The following is a 16,931-nucleotide window of genomic DNA, read 5'->3' as shown; positions in this document are numbered from 1 at the left end:
GTTGATACGAAAACTGGTGTTACTGCTGCAGATCAGCCTGGTCTCGGCAGCGTTGCTCGTGGGCTTTTCGGCCTGGAAACTCGACTCTGCCCTCAAGCAGCCCCTGAAGCTGCCCCAGGAGCAGTTGCTCGACGTGCCGGCTGGCGCTACCCCGACGGGTACTTTCAATCGTCTGGAAGCCGACGGTGTACTCGACGATGCATTCTGGTTACGCCTGTACTGGCGCTTCAACCTTGAAGGCCAGCCACTGCACAGCGGCGAATACCGCATGACACCCGGCCTCACTGCCGAAGGCTTGATCGGCCTGTGGCAGCGCGGCGAGGTGGTGCAATACAGCCTGACCCTGGTGGAGGGCTGGAATTTCCGCCAGGTGCGCACCGCCCTGGCCAAGCATGAAAAAATCGTTCAGACCCTTCCTGGCCTGACTGACAGCGAAGTGATGGACAAGCTCGGCCATGCGGGTGAGTTTCCGGAAGGGCGTTTCTTCCCTGACACCTACCGTTTTGTACGCGGCATGACCGATGTCGAATTCCTGAAAAAAGCCTACAACCGCCTGGACGATGTGCTCGCCCAGGAGTGGAGCAAGCGTGCCGACGATGCGCCGTACACCGACCCTTATCAGGCACTGATCATGGCGTCCCTGGTGGAAAAGGAGACCGGCGTGCCGCAAGAGCGTGGGCAGATTGCCGGTGTGTTCGTGCGCCGCATGAAGATCGGCATGATGCTGCAGACTGATCCCACCGTGATTTACGGCCTGGGTGAGCGCTACAACGGCAAGTTGACCCGCGCCCACCTCAAGGAAGCCAACCCCTACAACACCTATATGATCGCCGGCCTGCCGCCCACGCCTATTGCGATGGTCGGTCGCGAGGCGATCCATGCAGCGCTGAACCCGGTGCCGGGCAGCAGCCTGTATTTTGTCGCCCGTGGCGACGGTAGCCATATTTTCTCGGATAACCTGGATGCCCATAATGCCGCCGTGCGCGAGTTCCAGCTCAAGCGGCGTGGCGATTACCGCTCCAGCCCGGCGCCGGTGGTGAAACCGCTGGAAGATGCAACCGCACCTGCCGAGGCACCGATTGAGCCCGCGCCGGACAGTACCGCGCCGCAAAGCCCGCAATGACTCTGACTAAGGACTGCCTGTGACTGGCTTGTTTATTACCCTGGAAGGCCCGGAAGGTGCCGGTAAAAGCACGAACCGCGACTACCTGGCCGAGCGCCTGCGTGCGCAGGGCGTCGAAGTGGTGCTGACCCGCGAGCCGGGCGGTACGCCGCTGGCCGAGCGTATACGCGAAGTGCTGTTGGCCCCGGGTGATGAGCCAATGAACCCGGACACCGAGCTGCTGCTGGTATTTGCCGCCCGAGCCCAACACCTGGCCGAAGTGATTCGCCCCGCGCTGGCACGCGGCGCCGTGGTGATTTGTGATCGGTTCACGGATTCCACCTACGCCTACCAGGGCGGTGGCCGAGGCTTGTCAGTAGAGCGTATCGCCACCCTTGAAACCTTCGTACAGGGCGATGTGCGTCCGGATTTGACCCTGCTGTTCGATCTGCCCGTGGAAGTGGGCATGGCCCGCGCCAGCGCTCGCGGTCGCCTGGATCGTTTCGAACTGGAAGGCCCGGTATTTTTCGACGCGGTGCGCAGCGCTTTCCTGCAGCGCGCCAAGGCTGAGCCGGCGCGTTATCACCTGCTCGATGCGGCGCAGCCGTTGAACCAGGTGCAACAGGCCATCGATGCGCTGTTGCCGACTCTGCTGGAGCGCACTCGTGGCTGAGTCCTACCCGTGGCAGGACAGCTTGTGGCAGCAACTGGCCGGTCGTGCCCAGCACGCCCATGCCTATTTGCTGCATGGCCCCGTGGGCATCGGTAAACGTCACCTCGCCGAGCGCTTGATGGCTAGCCTGTTGTGCCAGCGCCCGGTCAATCTGCAGGCGTGTGGCGAGTGCAAATCCTGCCTGCTGCTCAAGGCTGGCAGTCACCCGGACAACTATGTGCTGGAGCCCGAGGAAGCCGACAAGGCGATCAAGGTCGACCAGGTACGCGACCTCGTCAGCTTCGTAGTGCAGACCGCGCAGATGGGCGGGCGCAAAGTGGTGCTGATCGAGCCAGTCGAGGCGATGAACATCAACGCCGCCAACGCCTTGCTCAAAAGCCTTGAAGAACCGTCCGGCGACACCGTGCTCTTGCTGGTGAGCCATCAGTCCAGCCGTTTGTTGCCGACGATTCGCAGCCGCTGCGTACAGCAGGCGTGCCCGTTGCCGAGCGAGGCCATGAGCCTGCAATGGCTGGCGCAGGCGTTGCCGGAGTGCACCGAGCAGGAACGGGTCGAGTTGTTGACCCTGGCGGCCGGTTCACCCCTGGCAGCCGTGAAGCTGCAAGCCCAGGGCGTGCGTGAGCAACGGGCACTGGTTGTGGAGGGTGTGAAGAAGCTGCTCAAGCAGGAGCTGTCCGCCACGCAACTGGCCGAAAGCGCCTGGAAGGATATTCCCCTGCTGCTGTTGTTCGACTGGTTCTGCGACTGGTCCAGCCTGATCCTGCGCTACCAACTGACCCAGGATGAAAACGGCCTTGGCCTGGCGGATATGCGCAAGGTGGTGCAATACCTCGCGCAGAAAAGTGCCCAGGACAAAGTGCTGAACATCCAGGACTGGATTCTTGCTCAGCGCCAGAAGGTACTCGGCAAGGCCAACCTCAACCGCGTGCTGTTGCTTGAGGCGCTGCTGGTGCAGTGGGTTGGCCTGCTCGGGCGCCGTTAATTTCCGGGGCCGACAGGTGTATGGTTGGCCAGACCCTTTTCGTGAATTAAGCCCTGACTTCCTATGCTCGTAGATTCCCATTGCCATCTTGATCGCCTTGACCTTGCCCAGCACGGCGGTTCCCTCGACGCCGCCCTTGAAGCTGCACGCCAGCGTGGGGTAGGGCACTTTCTGTGCATCGGCGTCAGCGCTGAAAACGCCGGCGACGTCAAAGCCCTGGCTGATCGCTACGCCGATGTGGATTGCTCGGTGGGCATCCACCCGCTGGACCTCAAGCCCGGCGAAGCCCCGGCTCTGGATTGGCTATTGGGCGAACTCAACCATCCACGGGTGGTGGCCATTGGCGAAACCGGCCTGGACTACCACTACGAGCCTGAAGCCGCCGAGTTGCAGCAGGCCTCTTTCCGCCTGCACTTGCAAGCCGCCCAGCAGACCGGCAAGCCGGTGATCGTCCACACCCGGGGGGCCCGCGCCGATACCTTGACCTTGCTGCGCGAAGCCGCGCTGCCGCAGGCCGGTGTGTTGCATTGTTTTACCGAAGACTGGGACATGGCCAAGGCTGCTCTGGACCTGGGGTTCTATATTTCCCTGTCGGGTATCGTCACCTTTCGCAACGCCGACGCGCTGCGCGACGTGGCTCGCCAAGTGCCAGCCGATCGCCTGCTGGTGGAAACCGACTCGCCGTACCTGGCACCTATTCCCCATCGCGGCAAGCCAAACCTGCCTGAATATGTGCGTGACGTGGCCGATTACTTGGCGATGCTGCGCGGCGAGTCGTACGAGCGCTTCGCTGAGCAGACCACCGAAAACTTCAAACGCCTGTTTCCGTTGGCCCATGTAGCCGGATAGTACGGCTGAATCGCAGGCAAAAAAAACCCGGGTTCTGGGGGGTGAATCCGGGCTAAGACCATTAGGAGTAAAACAAGGGCACGCAGTCCGTCGGTACCCAGGTCGTCGCGTCACTTGGGGGAGATGTCGCGGCGACAGTTGAAGTATTGATCAGTATCCGATTCAGTCCAGTCAGATCTGATCGTTTTTTAAACAGATTTGGAATACGCCCGCTTAGCTTGAGTTCTCATTGAGCAGGTGGGCAGCTTCAGGTGGTGCGTCTATTTCTGACTGATATCGATAAAAACGTTGGCGTATTGAAAGTTAAGTGCATCGCGGGTTCACATAGACATTGCCCAACGACCGTTCAGTCGGGATAATCCCTCGCATCGGGTAAATCGTATCGCCACGTATCTGTGGCCCTGCGCAACCCTCCCTATTCCGACCTTTGCAGACTTCTTCCTCATGCACAAAGAACCCCGTAAGGTCCGTGAGTTTCGCCGCCGTGAGCAGGAAATTCTCGACACCGCACTCAAGTTATTCCTCGAACAGGGCGAAGACAGCGTCACGGTAGAGATGATTGCGGATGCCGTGGGTATCGGCAAGGGCACCATCTACAAGCACTTCAAATCCAAGGCCGAGATCTACTTGCGCCTGATGCTCGACTACGAGCGCGACTTGAACGAGCTGCTGCACTCGGCCGATGTCGACAAGGACAAGGAAGCGCTGTCTCGCGCTTACTTCGAGTTCCGTATGCGTGACCCGCAGCGCTACCGCCTGTTCGACCGCCTGGAAGAGAAGGTGGTCAAGGGGCACCAGGTGCCGGAAATGGTCGAGGAGCTGCACAAGATCCGCGCCTCGAACTTCGAACGCCTGACCCTGCTGATCAAGGGGCGCATCAGTGAAGGCAAGCTTGAAGACGTGCCGCCGTATTTCCACTACTGCGCCGCCTGGGCCCTGGTGCATGGCGCCGTGGCGCTGTATCACTCGCCGTTCTGGAGCAATGTGCTGGAGGACCAGGAAGGTTTCTTCCAGTTCCTGATGGACATCGGCGTGCGCATGGGCAACAAGCGCAAGCACAGCACTGAACTGCCTGGCCCTGAAAAAGGTGATGAGACCCCGGCTACGTAAGTTATTCGCTGCAGTGATGGGGCAATGATTTACTGCCAGGGTATTAACCCAGGAATATACTCAGGCAAGGACCTTGCTAAAAGCTGATTTATGAGTCAGTTTTTAGTGCGCCCGAATTATCTTCTGCCGGAGTGATCCATGATCGTTGATCGTCAAGGCAGGCGTTTTCGCAATTTGCGGATCAGCCTGACCTCAGCCTGCAATTACGCGTGTACCTACTGCGTGCCTGACGGCAAGCGGCTGGTGGCTGCCCAGGACGAACTCTCGGCCGCGGCCATGGCCCGGGGCGTGGCTTACCTGATTGAAGCGGCGGGCATCGAACGCCTGCGCATCACTGGCGGCGAACCGCTGGTGAGCCCCAAGCTGGAAGCGTTCATGGACGCGGTAGGGCAGATGGGCCTCAGCGACATCAGCCTCACGACCAACGGCCAATTGCTGGCGCGCAAACTGCCGTTGCTGGTGGATGCCGGCATTCGGCGTATCAATGTCTCCCTCGATACCCTGGATGCCGACGCCTTTCGCAGCATCGCTCGTGGCGGCGACCTGGCCACCGTGCTCGATGGCATGGACCAGGCCAGCGCGGCCGGCATCAAGATCAAGGTCAACATGGTGCCATTGCGTGGCCAGAACCTGGATCAGGTGATGCCTCTGCTTGATTACTGCCTGGAGCGTGGCTACGAGTTGCGCTTTATCGAATTGATGCGCATGGGGCACCTGGCGAAAGACTCCAACGCGTTCCTCCAGCAATTTGTCAGCTTGCAGCAATTGCTCAGCCTGATCGGTGAGCGCCACGAATACCTGCAAGCCAACGCGCCCGTTGACGCTACCGCCGTACGCTACGAAGTACCGGGCAAAGGCTTCTTCGGCGTGATCGCCAACGAAAGTGTACCGTTCTGTCGTACGTGTTCGCGGTTGCGGTTGTCCTCCACGGGCTGGCTGCATGGTTGCTTGTCCTCAAGCAATCGCCACTACGTCGGTGACTTGCTTGATCAACCGCGCCATCAGGCATTGCCGGCCTTGCAGGGCTTGTTGATGAAGGCGCTGGGCGACAAGCAGGAAGTGGCCTTTTCGGGCGGAGCGACAATCATGAAGATCATTGGCGGCTAAGGTCGCGCATGCCTCAATGTGTTGTCCTTCAAGCTGGCGCAGAACCTGCATCTCACGCCCATTCGCCGGTTTTCCGTCACCGGCTTCTGGAGGATTAGGATGCGTAGTCTGGTTTTACTGTTGGCGGCGTTGGCCCTGAGTGGTTGTATGACCGTCAGCGATATGGCCGAAGGCACTCGCTATCAGATGAGCGATGCCGGGCTGCTGGACCATAGCGACACCCGGCGTACGGCCTCGGTGCGCATACAGCCGGATTCCTTTGTATTTATCGCCCAGGGCGCCTTCGTGCCGCCGGGCAGCGCGTACCCGCGACCCAACGTGGTCGCCGAGGAAGCGTTCAACGGTTTCGTCGAATATTTCCCCATGGTCCGTCGTGCCCGCCAACCCGAAGGTCTCGAGCAGGCCATGGCCGAAGCCCGCGAGGCGGGGGCTCACTACCTGCTGTATTGCCGTTTTGCGGCAGCCGATGACCGTATCGGCAATGCCGATGAGTGGACCGACCAGCAAGCTCTGGACCGCCTGGGGCTGGACAGCGGTGTGATCCAGGTCATGTTGATCGAGACCAGCACCCAGTATTTGATTGATACTGCACGTATTCGCAGTCGTGGCGGTTTACTGACGTTCCACGACACATCGCCACAAGATCTGATTGCCCGCCCCCTGGCGCAATACGCCCGAGGCTTGCTGGGCATGAGCAATCAGTAGACCTGAGGAGAACCCCCATGACCGATTCCGCCAAGGCCAATGACCTATTGGCCCAACTGCCCAAGGGCAAGGGGCCGGCACCGGTGCATCTGTGGAATCCGGATTTTTGCGGCAACATCGACATGCGCATTGCCCGCGACGGCACCTGGTTTTACCAGGGCACGCCTATCGGGCGAAAGCCGATGGTCAAACTGTTTTCCAATATCCTGCGCCGAGACGGCGATGATTATTTCCTGGTGACGCCGGTAGAGAAAGTCGGCATCAGCGTCGATGATGCGCCATTTGTGGCGGTAACCCTGGACGTGCAAGGGCAGGGCGAAAGCCAGGTATTGCGCTTTACCACCAACGTCGACGAGCAGGTCGAGGCCGGCCTCGAACACCCCTTGCGGGTGGTGACGGACCCTGTCACCCAGGAACCTGCACCCTACGTGCGAGTTCGCACCAACCTTGAAGCCCTCGTGCATCGCAACGTGTTCTACCAATTGGTGGAGCTGGCGGTGACTCGTCCGATCAACGGTCAGAACTGGCTTGGCGTATGGAGTGCAGGGGAGTTTTTCCCCATCGGCCTGGAACCCTGAGGCTGATTTTGCCTTCACCCTGAAATAATCTCCTTGCTGTAAATGCCTGCTTTCGGTTATCAATTTGTACATGATTAGACATGTTCGATTTGATAAGAAAAAACGCGTCGTCGACGAGCTCATCCGCCGTATCGAAGGTGGGGTCATGGCCGACGGTTTGCTATTGCCGGGTGAGCACCAGTTGGCCGAGGAGTTTGCGGTCAGCCGTGGCACGTTGCGCGAGGCGCTGGCCGAGCTCAAGCGCCGTAACTATATCGCCACCCAGAGTGGCGTCGGCTCCATCGTCACCTTTGATGGCATGGTCCTCGACCAACGCAGCGGTTGGGCCCAGGCCCTGGCAGACACGGGGGCTCAGGTGAGCACCGACGTGCTGCGTTTCGAAGCGGTGACGCGCCCGGACTTGTTCAGCCGTTTCGGCACCGATCAATTTATTGCCCTGGATCGCCGCCGGAACACGGCCGATGGCGTTGCGGTGTCTCTGGAGCGTTCGTTGATGCCAGCAGTGGGCGGCCTGGAAAGCCTGCCCCGCATTGGCCTGATCGATGATTCCCTGACTATCACCCTGGCGGCCTACGGTTATGTGGGCGCCGAAGGTGACCAGTGGATCGGCGCCGAGCCCCTGAGCGATGAAGATGCTCAATTGCTCGGGCGCGCTGCCGGCACGGTATTTCTCAAGGCTTCGCGCACCACCTACGACCGTCGCGAACGCTTCATGGAGCATGTCGAAAGTTTGCTCGACCCGCTGCACTTTCGCCTGCATCTGCAGTTTGGAGCTGCCAAATGACCTGGGAAGACCGCGCACTCGGTGCCTTCTACGGCTTGGCCCTGGGCGACGCCCTGGGTATGCCCACACAATCCTTGAGCCGCGAACAGGTGAAAGCGCGCTTCGGAGCCATCACCGCCCTGGAAGACGCCGACGCCGACCAGCCCATTGCACCGAACATGCCCGCCGGTTCCATTACCGATGACACCGAGCAGGCCATCCTGGTCGCTGAGTTGCTGGTGCAAGGCCAAGGCCAGATCGAACCTGCCGTGCTTGCCCGGCGCCTGATCGACTGGGAAGCGGGAATGCGCGCCAAGGGTTCCCAGGACCTGCTCGGGCCGTCGACCAAACGGGCGATCGATATGATCCTGGCTGGCCATACGCCGCAAGAGTCCGGACGCTACGGCACCACCAATGGTGCGGCCATGCGCATCACCCCGGTGGGCATCGCCGCCGATGTCAGCGAGACAGCCTCGTTTATCCAGGCGGTGATCCAGGCTTGCCAGGTCACCCATAACACCAGCCTGGGTATCTCCAGTGCCGCGGCCGTGGCGGCGGTGGTCTCCGCCGGTATCAATGGCGTGGACCTGGGCGAAGCTTTGAACATCGGCATTCAGATTGCCCAGCAGGCTGAAAGCCATGGCCACTGGGTGGCCGGTGGACGCATTTCCACCCGCATCAGCTGGGCCCGCACCCTGAGTGTCGGCAGCGATGACAAGGCCCTGTTTGCCGATTTGCTCTACGAATTGATCGGGACGTCTGTTGCCTCGCAGGAGTCGGTGGTGGTGTCGTTCGCCCTGGCGCAGCAAGTCGCGTCCGGCGATATGAATGCCTTCGAAGCACTGTGCCTGGCCGCCAGCCTGGGGGGCGACACCGACACGATCGCCGCGATCCTGGGGGCCATGCTCGGCGCGTGCCTGGGGATGCAGTGCTGGCCAGAGGCGCTGATCGAGCAGGTCAAGCAGGTCAATGGCCTGGACTTGCAGCCGCTGGTCCAAGCGTTATTGGCCTTGCGATAAACACGGAACTAAATGTGGGAGCTGGCTTGCCTGCGACAGCGGTTTTCCAGTGGCTGCTGGGCTGGTTGACACACCCCAATCGCAGGCAAGCCAGCTCCCACATTAAAAAGCGTTGAGTCAGGAAGACTGGATAAAGATTCGACTCGCTGCCACAACCACAACAATACAGGCACCAGGAGCACCCCTTCATGAGCAGCACCTCTAGTGGCCAAAGCGCCGGGCAGTTGGAAACACGCGGCATCGAGCCGGTCCCGGAAGGCGAGTGCAACGGCCATCCGCTGCAACTGTTCTGGGTATGGTTTGCCGCCAATATCAGCATCCTCGGCTTGCCGCTCGGTGCGACGTTGGTCGCGTTTCGGGGCCTGGCCATCTGGCAGGCGATCATCGTCGCAATCCTTGGCGCAGCGGGTTCCTTCGCGGTAGTGGGCATCATCTCCATCGCCGGCCGTCGTGGTCGCGCGCCCAGCCTGACGTTATCCCGCGCTATCTTTGGCGTACGCGGCAATATCGGCCCGACGGTGGTCTCGCTGATGTCGCGCCTGGGTTGGGAAACCGTCAACACCACCACGGCCGCCTTTGTGTTGCTGTCCTTGTGTTCGATCCTGTTCGGTTCGGCGGTAGAGGCGAAAAGCGCCCCCGTACTCACGTTGATCTTCATCGCCATCTTTGTACTGCTGACCCTGGCGGTATCCGGCCTCGGCCACGCCACGCTGCTGGTGATCCAGAAGTGGGCCACCTATGTATTTGGCGGTTTGAATATCCTGGTGGGCGGCTTTCTGTGTGCCACTATCGAGTGGAGCGCGGTGTTCAATGCCACACCTGCGCCGTTGAGCGCGATGATCATCGGCGTCGGCACCATGGCCGCCGGCACCGGCATTGGGTGGGCCAACGCCGGTGCCGATATGTCGCGCTACCAGCACCGCAGCGTCAAGGCTGTGCGCCTGGTGGCCAGCGCCGCCTTTGGCGCGGGCATCCCGCTGGTGTTGCTGATTACCCTTGGTGGCCTGCTGTCGGTGGGTAACGACGACCTGGCGTCGGCCACCGACCCCATCATCGCGATCCGCGACATGCTGCCCACCTGGATGGCGGTGCCTTACCTGATCACCGCATTCGGCGGGCTGTTGCTGTCGAACAATCTGTCGGTATATTCGGCCGGCCTTACCACCCTGACCCTGGGTCTGAAGGTCAAGCGCGTGCACGCGGTGATTGTCGATATCGTGGCGATCTTCGCCGGTTCCATCTATTTCATGCTGATCGCCGACAGCTTCTATGGCCCGTTCATCACCTTCATTTCGTTGCTGGCGGTGCCGATTACGGCGTGGGTCGGGATCTTCGTGGTCGACCTGATACACCGGCATTACTACAGCCCCAAGGACTTGCTGGATGTCAGTCCGAGCAGCGCTTACTGGTATCGCGGCGGTGTGGAGTGGCGTGCCTTCGGCGCCTGGGCCGTGGCTATCGTGCTGGGGTTCTGCTTCACCACCATCGGCACCACCGCGCAAAATATCTGGTTCGCCGGGCCGCTGTCCGACTCCTGGTTGGGCCACAACGGCCTGGGCTGGGTCGTCACCTTCCTGGTCGCAGGCGGCCTTTATGCGGTACTGGGCGGCGCGTCTGATCGTCGCCCGGCTTTGGTAGAGGGTACCCATGCCTAGATTGCTGCATACCGGCCAGGTCATTGTCGACCTGGTCATGGCCCTCGACACCCTGCCGGCAACTGGCGGTGACGTACTGGCCAAATCTGCCAGTTTCGAAGCGGGCGGTGGCTTCAACGTCATGGCGGCGGCGCGGCGCAATGGGATGTCGGTGGTCTACCTTGGGCGCCACGGCAATGGCCGGTTTGGTGACTTGGCTCGCGCCGCGATGCAGGCTGAAAAGATTGAAATGGCATTGACTGCGAGCAACGAGAAGGACACTGGTTTGTGTGTGTCCCTGACCGAGGCCACCACTGAGCGTACGTTCATTTCCCATATCGGCGCCGAAGGCGAATTGAGTGCCGAAGATTTGGCCAGGATCGTCCCGCTCGCCGATGACTACGTGTACGTCAGTGGCTACAGCCTGCTCCTTGAGGGCAAGGCGCAGCCGTTGATCGACTGGCTGCTGGCGCTGCCGCGAGAGATCGTAGTGGTGTTCGATCCTGGACCGCTGGTCAAGGCGCCGGATTCAGTCTTGATGCGTGCGTTGTTGCCACGTATCGATATCTGGACCAGCAATGGCCCGGAAGCTCTGGCGTTTACCGGTGCCCCTGAGATCGCCGCGGCGTTGCCTGCGTTGAGTCGACATCTGCCTGCGCAAACCTTGCTGGTCGTACGTGATGGGCCCAATGGTTGCTGGGTAGGGCGCACGGCTGAAATTGAACATGTACCCGGTTTCAAGGTGCAAGCGGTCGACAGCAACGGTGCGGGGGATGCGCACGCAGGGGTGTTTATTGCCGGCTTGGCGCAGGGCTTGAAACCTGTCGAGGCGGCGCGTCGAGCGAATGCTGCGGCGGCGTTGGCGGTGACGCGTTGGGGGCCGGCCACATCACCTGCCACTGCCGAGGTCGATGCACTACTCAGGGAATAAACACACGTCAAAATGTGGGAGGGGGCTTGCTCCCGATAGCGGTGTATCAGCCAGCTTATCTATAGCTGGCCCACCGCAATCGGGGGCAAGCCCCCTCCCACATTTTGAATCTATGTTTAGCCTGCTTTTTTCAACGCCTGGATCAATTCATGTTTACGCATGGTCGAGCGGCCCGGAATGTTCTTGGCTCGCGCCTCCTTCATCAGGCCCTCCTTGGTTTGCGTACCCAACGAAGCCCCACTGCTGCGCGGGTGCCCCTCACGGCTAGCTGCCGCACGCTTGGCCGACTCCTGCCGGTCCTGGGATTTCTTCGCCGGCGCTTTATGCTGGCCCGAGCCGCCGGCCTTTTCACCGCCGCCGGACTGCTTGTTGACGGTGGCCCAGGCCCGGGCTTCGGCTTCTTCCTTGGACAATCCCTTGTGCTCATAACTGTCTTCGATATGAGCGGCCTTGCGTTTCTGTTCGGCGGTGTATTTGGCTTTGCTTCCACGAGGCATCGCTAAAACTCCTTCTGGCCCCGGTCGCAGGGCCAGACCAGAAATGACTTACCGAGGGCCTGCACCGTCGAGCTTGCGGGCCTCATCCACACCCGAGGCGGTGAGCTTGATCGGCAGGTTCAACGAGTATTCACCGGCGTCGTCGGTGGTCACATGCCCATCCTTGATCAGCCCGCGGTCTTGCAGAAACGCCAAGACACTGGCGACTTCTTTCTCACCGCGGTAGTTGTCCAGTACCTCCTTGCCCAAGCCCTGGGGATGAGCGTGCAGCAGGCGGGTGAGGACTTCTTTTTCAAGGTTTCTATCGACGTTCATGCGTACCTCTTCACTGGGAAATGATCGGGTGTCGGTGTTGCCAGGGATGTATCAAGGCGCTGGTTGTTTCGGTGCACCTGGCAGATTCGAGTCGTCGCCTTTATTGATCTTCGGCTCATTGACCGAGGGGCCCATTTTGCCGTTACCGACCGCAGCCGGGGCCTGGCGCTGGGTATCATGGCCCTGGGTGTGAGGGTCGGCGCCGTTGGTGTTGTCGATGATCGCGCCGCCGTTTGTATCCAGGCCAGTGCCCATGGATTTCTGCGATTCAGTCGTCGCGTCGGGCGTTGGGTCGGTGGGGCCGGTCGACGAAGTCGCCGCAAAGGCGCTCAGGGACGCAGCGGACAGGAGGCCGGTGAGGGCGAGGGCAGCAAATTTGGAGTTTTTCATGAGGGTGTCTCCATATGATTAATGTCCTTACCCTTTATTGGTCAGCCACCCTTTGCTGTTCGTGCCTTGATGGCGACGAACGGTATCAGTTCACCTGTATCACTTTATGTATCGATACTCGCCGCACGATCAGGCGCGCCACGGTGATCGACCAGTTCAGTGCCGCGATGACCAGTACGCTCAACAGCATCGTCGACAGGCCGAATTCGACAATCATTTTGCCCGCGAGCCACGGGAACCCGAAGACGCCGATAAAGTACGCCAGGCTGAACAGCAATAACGCCTGGGACATGGTGCCGCTGGGTGCTTCACTGGCCACCAGCCCATTGATCACCGAGTACGTCAGGCCATACCCGACCCCCAGCGTGGCGGCAGCCACCAGATAGCTGAAGTTACCGCTCACCCCGAACGCGAATAGCGCAACCGCGCCAAACATGACGCCGGACAATACGCACGCAGCCTGATAGGCATCACGCTTGACCACAAAGCCGGCGATCAACAGCCGGCTGGTAATCGCAGCAGTCAGGAAACCTGCGAAGAACAGTGAATAATCCAGCTGATGGGCCAGCGCATAGCTGGTCTGGAATGACGACAACCCACCAAACACGCAGCCACCCAGGCCGACCATCAAGATGGCGAACGCTGCCTTGGACGTCAGCACGCGGCGGCTTGCTGTCCAGGTAATCTTCGACGCCGGCACGTTTGCGTGCTGTTTGAACTGCGCGCCCATGCGCCAGAACATCACAACCCCGGCAAGGCTGGCCAACCCGGCAATGTAGAACGCTGTCGTCAGGGGCAAGCCCAGCGCGGTGGCGGCGCGCCCGAGCAACGGGCCGGAACCGATCCCGCTCAACATGCTGCCGGACAGCAGGGCAAAATACTTGGCGCGCTGCTGGGGTTGCACCAGCAGCGTCACGATGATCGGCCCCAGGGTATAGAACACGCCCCAGCCCAAGCCCAGGGATAACCCGAACAGCATCAGGCCCTGGCCAAACCCGGGGGACAGGGCAAACCCGAGGCAGGCCACCACCAGCATCACACCCGTGCCCGCAATCGCTCGCGCTGCGCCCAGCGCATCCGCCAGGTGCCCGGAAACGACCACCGCCACAAAGGTGCTGAGCATTGCCGTGGCAATGATACTGCCGGCGTCGTGCTCGTTGCCGCCGCGTGAATGAATCAGCAGTGACAGCAAAAAGGTCGAGCCATAGGACAGCGACAATAAGAAACTGGCGAGGCAGAACAGCGCGAATGTCTTCGCGCCAACTGCAGACGTGGTGGGCATGAGCAGGACCTGAATGTTGGAATTATGCCGCTTGTTTACCATGGGCGCTCATGGGGATTGTTCTGTGATTACTGGTGCTGGCATTACTCTGGGGCGGAGTAAAAACACTTCGGTCGGCATGAAATTGCGCTGCAATCGGTCATCAAACCGCCTTAGTATGTGGGCTTTGAAATTGCCCAAGGCGCGCCCATGACCATCGAGATTCGCCCCGCCGTACCCAGCGATGCTGCGCAGATCCTGAGTTTCATCACCGAGCTTGCCGAATATGAGAAAGCCCGGCACGAAGTGATCGCCAGCGTGGTGGATATCGAGCGCAGCCTGTTCAGCGAGGGCGCTACCGCCCATGGCCTGATCTGCCTGCGCGACGGTTTGCCGATTGGTTTTGCCGTGTTCTTTTTCAGCTACTCCACCTGGCTGGGCAGCAACTGCCTGTACCTGGAAGACTTGTATATCAACCCGGAGCAACGCGGCGGCGGAGCGGGCAAGAAGCTGTTGCGCCACCTGGCGAAGATCGCCTGCGATAACGGCTGTGGGCGTTTCGAGTGGAGCGTGCTGGACTGGAATGAACCAGCGATTGCCTTCTACAAATCCATCGGTGCCCAGCCTCAGGAGGAGTGGGTGCGCTATCGCATGGAAGGCGAGGCGCTGAGGGATTTTGCCCAAGGCTGACCGACATTCCAAACCGGCTATCAATGGCCGGTTTTTTTTGCTTTCGCTCACAATATGGGATGCAAATTTATATATTGAGATATTTCAAGGTCTGGGTTTATAGTCGCCTGCATCAGCACTCACTACCAAAAATAAAACAGGTGAAGCGATGCAGGCACAACCGTTGTCCCTACCTGCCGTGCCCGAGCCGACTTACGGCGAGCGGCTGAAGAACAAGGTGGTGATCATCACCGGCGCTGCGCAAGGTATTGGCGAGGCGATCGTGGCTTGCTTCCAGGCCCAGCAGGCGCGACTGGTTATTGCGGACATCCAGGCTGAAAAAGTCGAGAAAGTAGCCGCTTGTTGGCGCGAACGTGGCGCCGAGATTTGCGCACAACCTGTAGATATCACCTCCAAAGAGCAATGGCAGGCGCTGGTCAATCTCGCCATCGAGCGCTTTGGCCGGGTGGACGTACTGGTCAACTGCGCCGGGGTCAATGTGTTTCGCGACCCGCTGGAAATGACCGACGAGGACTGGCGCCGCTGTTTCGCCATCGACCTTGATGGCGCCTGGTACGGTTGCCGTGCGGTGCTGCCGCACATGATCGAGCAGGGCATCGGCAACATCATCAATATTGCCTCCACCCATTCCAGCCACATCATCCCCGGCTGCTTTCCTTATCCTGTCGCCAAGCATGGCCTGCTCGGCCTCACTCGCGCCCTGGGCATCGAATACGCGCCCAAGGGTATCCGCGTAAACGCTATCGCCCCGGGCTATATCGAAACCCAGCTTAACGTCGACTACTGGAACGGCTTCCCCGACCCCCACGCCGAACGCCAGCGCGCGTTTGACCTGCACCCGCCCAAGCGCATCGGCCAACCCATTGAGGTGGCGATGACCGCGCTGTTCCTGGCGACCGACGAGGCACCCTTTATCAACGCCACGTGCCTGATGATCGATGGCGGGCGTTCGGTGATGTACCACGACTAAATCGTTTTCCAATAACAAGAAAGAGGTGGTTCATGTTCAAGAAGACTCTTGGCGCTGTGGCGCTGGCGATGGTGTTCAGCGGCTTTGTATCGGCTGAAGAAGTGAAGATCGGCTTCCTGGTCAAGCAGGCCGAAGAGCCGTGGTTCCAGACTGAATGGGCCTTCGCCGAAAAAGCCGGCAAGGAGCATGGCTTCACCGTGATCAAGATCGCCGTGCCCGATGGCGAGAAAACCCTCTCGGCCATCGACAGCCTCGCCGCCAACGGTGCCAAGGGCTTTGTGATCTGCCCACCGGACGTGTCCCTGGGCCCGGCCATTGTCGCCAAGGCCAAGGTCAATGGCCTGAAAGTCATGGCCGTGGATGACCGCTTTGTCGATGCCAAGGGCAACTTCATGGAAGACGTGCCGTACCTGGGCATGGCCGCGTTTGAAGTGGGCCAGAAACAAGGGGCCGCCATGGCCGCCGAAGCGAAAAAACGCGGCTGGGACTGGAAGGACACTTATGCGGTGATCAACACCTTCAACGAACTCGACACCGGCAAGAAGCGCACCGACGGCTCGATCAAATCCCTGGAAGACGCCGGTATTCCCAAGGATCACATCCTCACCGCCGCGCTTAAAACCCTCGACGTACCCGGCAGCATGGACGCCACCAACTCGGCCTTGGTCAAGCTGCCGAGCGGGGCGAAGAACCTGATCATCGGCGGCATGAACGACAACACGGTACTGGGCGGCGTGCGCGCCACCGAAAGTGCCGGCTTCAAGGCGGCCAACGTCATCGGCATCGGCATCAATGGCACCGACGCCATTGGCGAATTGAAGAAAGCCGACAGCGGTTTCTTCGGCTCCATGCTGCCGAGCCCGCACATCGAGGGCTATAACACCGCACTGATGATGTACGAGTGGGTCACCAAAGGCACTGAACCACCGAAGTACACCGCCATGGACGAAGTCACCCTGATCACCCGCGAGAACTTCAAGGAAGAGTTGACCAAAATCGGGTTGTGGAAATGACCGCTGCGGCCCTGCGTTTTGACGCTATCGGCAAAACCTTTCCCGGGGTCAAGGCGCTGCACGGCATCAGCTTCACCGCCCACCCCGGGCAGGTGCACGCCCTGATGGGCGAGAACGGTGCGGGCAAGTCGACGCTGCTGAAAATCCTCGGCGGCGCCTACATTCCCAGCAGCGGCAGCGTGCAGATCGGCGCGCAGGTCATGGCGTTCAAGAGCGCTGCCGACAGCATCGCCAACGGTGTCGCGGTGATCCACCAGGAACTGCATTTGGTGCCGGAAATGAGCGTGGCCGAGAACCTGTTCCTCGGGCACTTGCCGACGCGTTTCGGTGTGGTCAACCGCG

General features: G+C 60.5%; 20 protein-coding genes. 16 read left to right on the top strand and 4 right to left on the bottom strand.

Annotated elements, in window-relative coordinates; all coding sequences use genetic code 11:
- Position 1: 1 nt before the first annotated feature.
- From mltG to E3O56_RS23205, 12 genes are all read left to right on the top strand, one after another.
- Entirely contained in the window at positions 2–1,123 is a 1,122-nt protein-coding gene (mltG, locus tag E3O56_RS23260) for an endolytic transglycosylase MltG (RefSeq protein WP_032879863.1), read from the top strand.
- Between the two features lie 19 nt (positions 1,124–1,142).
- Positions 1,143–1,775, top strand: coding sequence for a dTMP kinase (gene tmk / locus E3O56_RS23255; RefSeq protein ID WP_032879864.1), 633 nt, complete (start codon positions 1,143–1,145; stop codon positions 1,773–1,775).
- Complete coding sequence (locus E3O56_RS23250; protein ID WP_032879865.1) at positions 1,768–2,757, top strand: DNA polymerase III subunit delta'; 990 nt, start codon at positions 1,768–1,770, stop codon at positions 2,755–2,757. Before tmk ends, E3O56_RS23250 begins: the two co-directional genes overlap by 8 nt.
- Before the next feature lie 63 nt (positions 2,758–2,820).
- Positions 2,821–3,606: a TatD family hydrolase gene (locus tag E3O56_RS23245; RefSeq protein ID WP_248129068.1), complete on the top strand. Its 786-nt coding sequence runs from the start codon at positions 2,821–2,823 to the stop codon at positions 3,604–3,606.
- Positions 3,607–4,050: 444 nt separating this feature from the next.
- Positions 4,051–4,716 (top strand): TetR/AcrR family transcriptional regulator, encoded by a 666-nt coding sequence (locus E3O56_RS23240; RefSeq protein WP_032879867.1) that lies wholly within the window; start codon positions 4,051–4,053, stop codon positions 4,714–4,716.
- 138 nt (positions 4,717–4,854) lie between these two features.
- Positions 4,855–5,823 carry a radical SAM protein gene (locus E3O56_RS23235; RefSeq protein ID WP_005790516.1) on the top strand — a complete coding sequence of 323 codons (969 nt, stop codon included), beginning with the start codon at positions 4,855–4,857 and terminating at the stop codon, positions 5,821–5,823.
- A 99-nt stretch (positions 5,824–5,922) separates the two neighbouring features.
- Entirely contained in the window at positions 5,923–6,528 is a 606-nt protein-coding gene (locus tag E3O56_RS23230) for a DUF4823 domain-containing protein (RefSeq protein WP_005790515.1), read from the top strand.
- Between the two features lie 17 nt (positions 6,529–6,545).
- Positions 6,546–7,106, top strand: a complete 561-nt coding sequence (locus E3O56_RS23225) for a DUF1285 domain-containing protein (RefSeq protein ID WP_032879868.1) — start codon at positions 6,546–6,548, stop codon at positions 7,104–7,106.
- Positions 7,107–7,176: 70 nt separating this feature from the next.
- A complete protein-coding gene (locus E3O56_RS23220) occupies positions 7,177–7,890 on the top strand; it encodes a GntR family transcriptional regulator (RefSeq protein WP_078822091.1) in 714 nt (237 codons plus the stop codon).
- Positions 7,887–8,888: an ADP-ribosylglycohydrolase family protein gene (locus E3O56_RS23215; protein ID WP_248129067.1), complete on the top strand. Its 1,002-nt coding sequence runs from the start codon at positions 7,887–7,889 to the stop codon at positions 8,886–8,888. The genes E3O56_RS23220 and E3O56_RS23215 overlap by 4 nt, the downstream gene beginning before the upstream one ends.
- 188 nt (positions 8,889–9,076) lie before the next feature.
- The gene (locus E3O56_RS23210) at positions 9,077–10,543 is read left to right on the top strand and encodes a cytosine permease (RefSeq protein WP_248129066.1); all 1,467 of its coding nucleotides are present in this window, start codon (positions 9,077–9,079) and stop codon (positions 10,541–10,543) included.
- A complete protein-coding gene (locus tag E3O56_RS23205) occupies positions 10,536–11,453 on the top strand; it encodes a PfkB family carbohydrate kinase (protein ID WP_103735499.1) in 918 nt (305 codons plus the stop codon). The genes E3O56_RS23210 and E3O56_RS23205 overlap by 8 nt, the downstream gene beginning before the upstream one ends.
- A gap of 116 nt (positions 11,454–11,569) precedes the next feature.
- Here E3O56_RS23205 and E3O56_RS23200 read toward each other — a convergent pair whose 3' ends face one another.
- The 4 genes from E3O56_RS23200 to E3O56_RS23185 all read right to left on the bottom strand — a co-directional run bounded on the left by E3O56_RS23200 (position 11,570) and on the right by E3O56_RS23185 (position 13,937).
- Positions 11,570–11,950, bottom strand: a complete 381-nt coding sequence (locus E3O56_RS23200) for a hypothetical protein (protein ID WP_032879873.1) — start codon at positions 11,948–11,950, stop codon at positions 11,570–11,572.
- Positions 11,951–11,998: 48 nt separating this feature from the next.
- Positions 11,999–12,265 (bottom strand): hypothetical protein, encoded by a 267-nt coding sequence (locus E3O56_RS23195; protein WP_005790502.1) that lies wholly within the window; start codon positions 12,263–12,265, stop codon positions 11,999–12,001.
- 51 nt (positions 12,266–12,316) lie between these two features.
- Entirely contained in the window at positions 12,317–12,655 is a 339-nt protein-coding gene (locus tag E3O56_RS23190; RefSeq protein ID WP_005790501.1) for a hypothetical protein, read from the bottom strand.
- Between the two features lie 85 nt (positions 12,656–12,740).
- Positions 12,741–13,937 (bottom strand): MFS transporter, encoded by a 1,197-nt coding sequence (locus E3O56_RS23185; protein WP_248091900.1) that lies wholly within the window; start codon positions 13,935–13,937, stop codon positions 12,741–12,743.
- A 189-nt stretch (positions 13,938–14,126) separates the two neighbouring features.
- On the opposite strand from E3O56_RS23185, the gene E3O56_RS23180 reads away from it, so the two are divergent.
- From E3O56_RS23180 to E3O56_RS23165, 4 genes are all read left to right on the top strand, one after another.
- On the top strand, positions 14,127–14,606 hold the full coding sequence (locus E3O56_RS23180) for a GNAT family N-acetyltransferase (RefSeq protein WP_005790497.1): 480 nt from the start codon (positions 14,127–14,129) through the stop codon (positions 14,604–14,606).
- 148 nt (positions 14,607–14,754) lie between these two features.
- Positions 14,755–15,576, top strand: coding sequence for an SDR family oxidoreductase (locus E3O56_RS23175; protein WP_032879874.1), 822 nt, complete (start codon positions 14,755–14,757; stop codon positions 15,574–15,576).
- A gap of 32 nt (positions 15,577–15,608) precedes the next feature.
- The gene (locus E3O56_RS23170) at positions 15,609–16,589 is read left to right on the top strand and encodes a substrate-binding domain-containing protein (RefSeq protein ID WP_032879876.1); all 981 of its coding nucleotides are present in this window, start codon (positions 15,609–15,611) and stop codon (positions 16,587–16,589) included.
- The coding region (locus E3O56_RS23165; RefSeq protein ID WP_248129065.1) for an ATP-binding cassette domain-containing protein at positions 16,586–16,931 on the top strand (346 nt) is incomplete at its 3' end. The genes E3O56_RS23170 and E3O56_RS23165, both read left to right, overlap by 4 nt.

This window comes from Pseudomonas sp. W2Aug9 (assembly GCF_023127755.1).
Taxonomy (GTDB): Bacteria; Pseudomonadota; Gammaproteobacteria; order Pseudomonadales; family Pseudomonadaceae; genus Aquipseudomonas; species Aquipseudomonas synxantha_A.
Note: the sequence above shows the minus strand (reverse complement) of the source record. Positions and strands in the feature narration are given on the sequence as shown.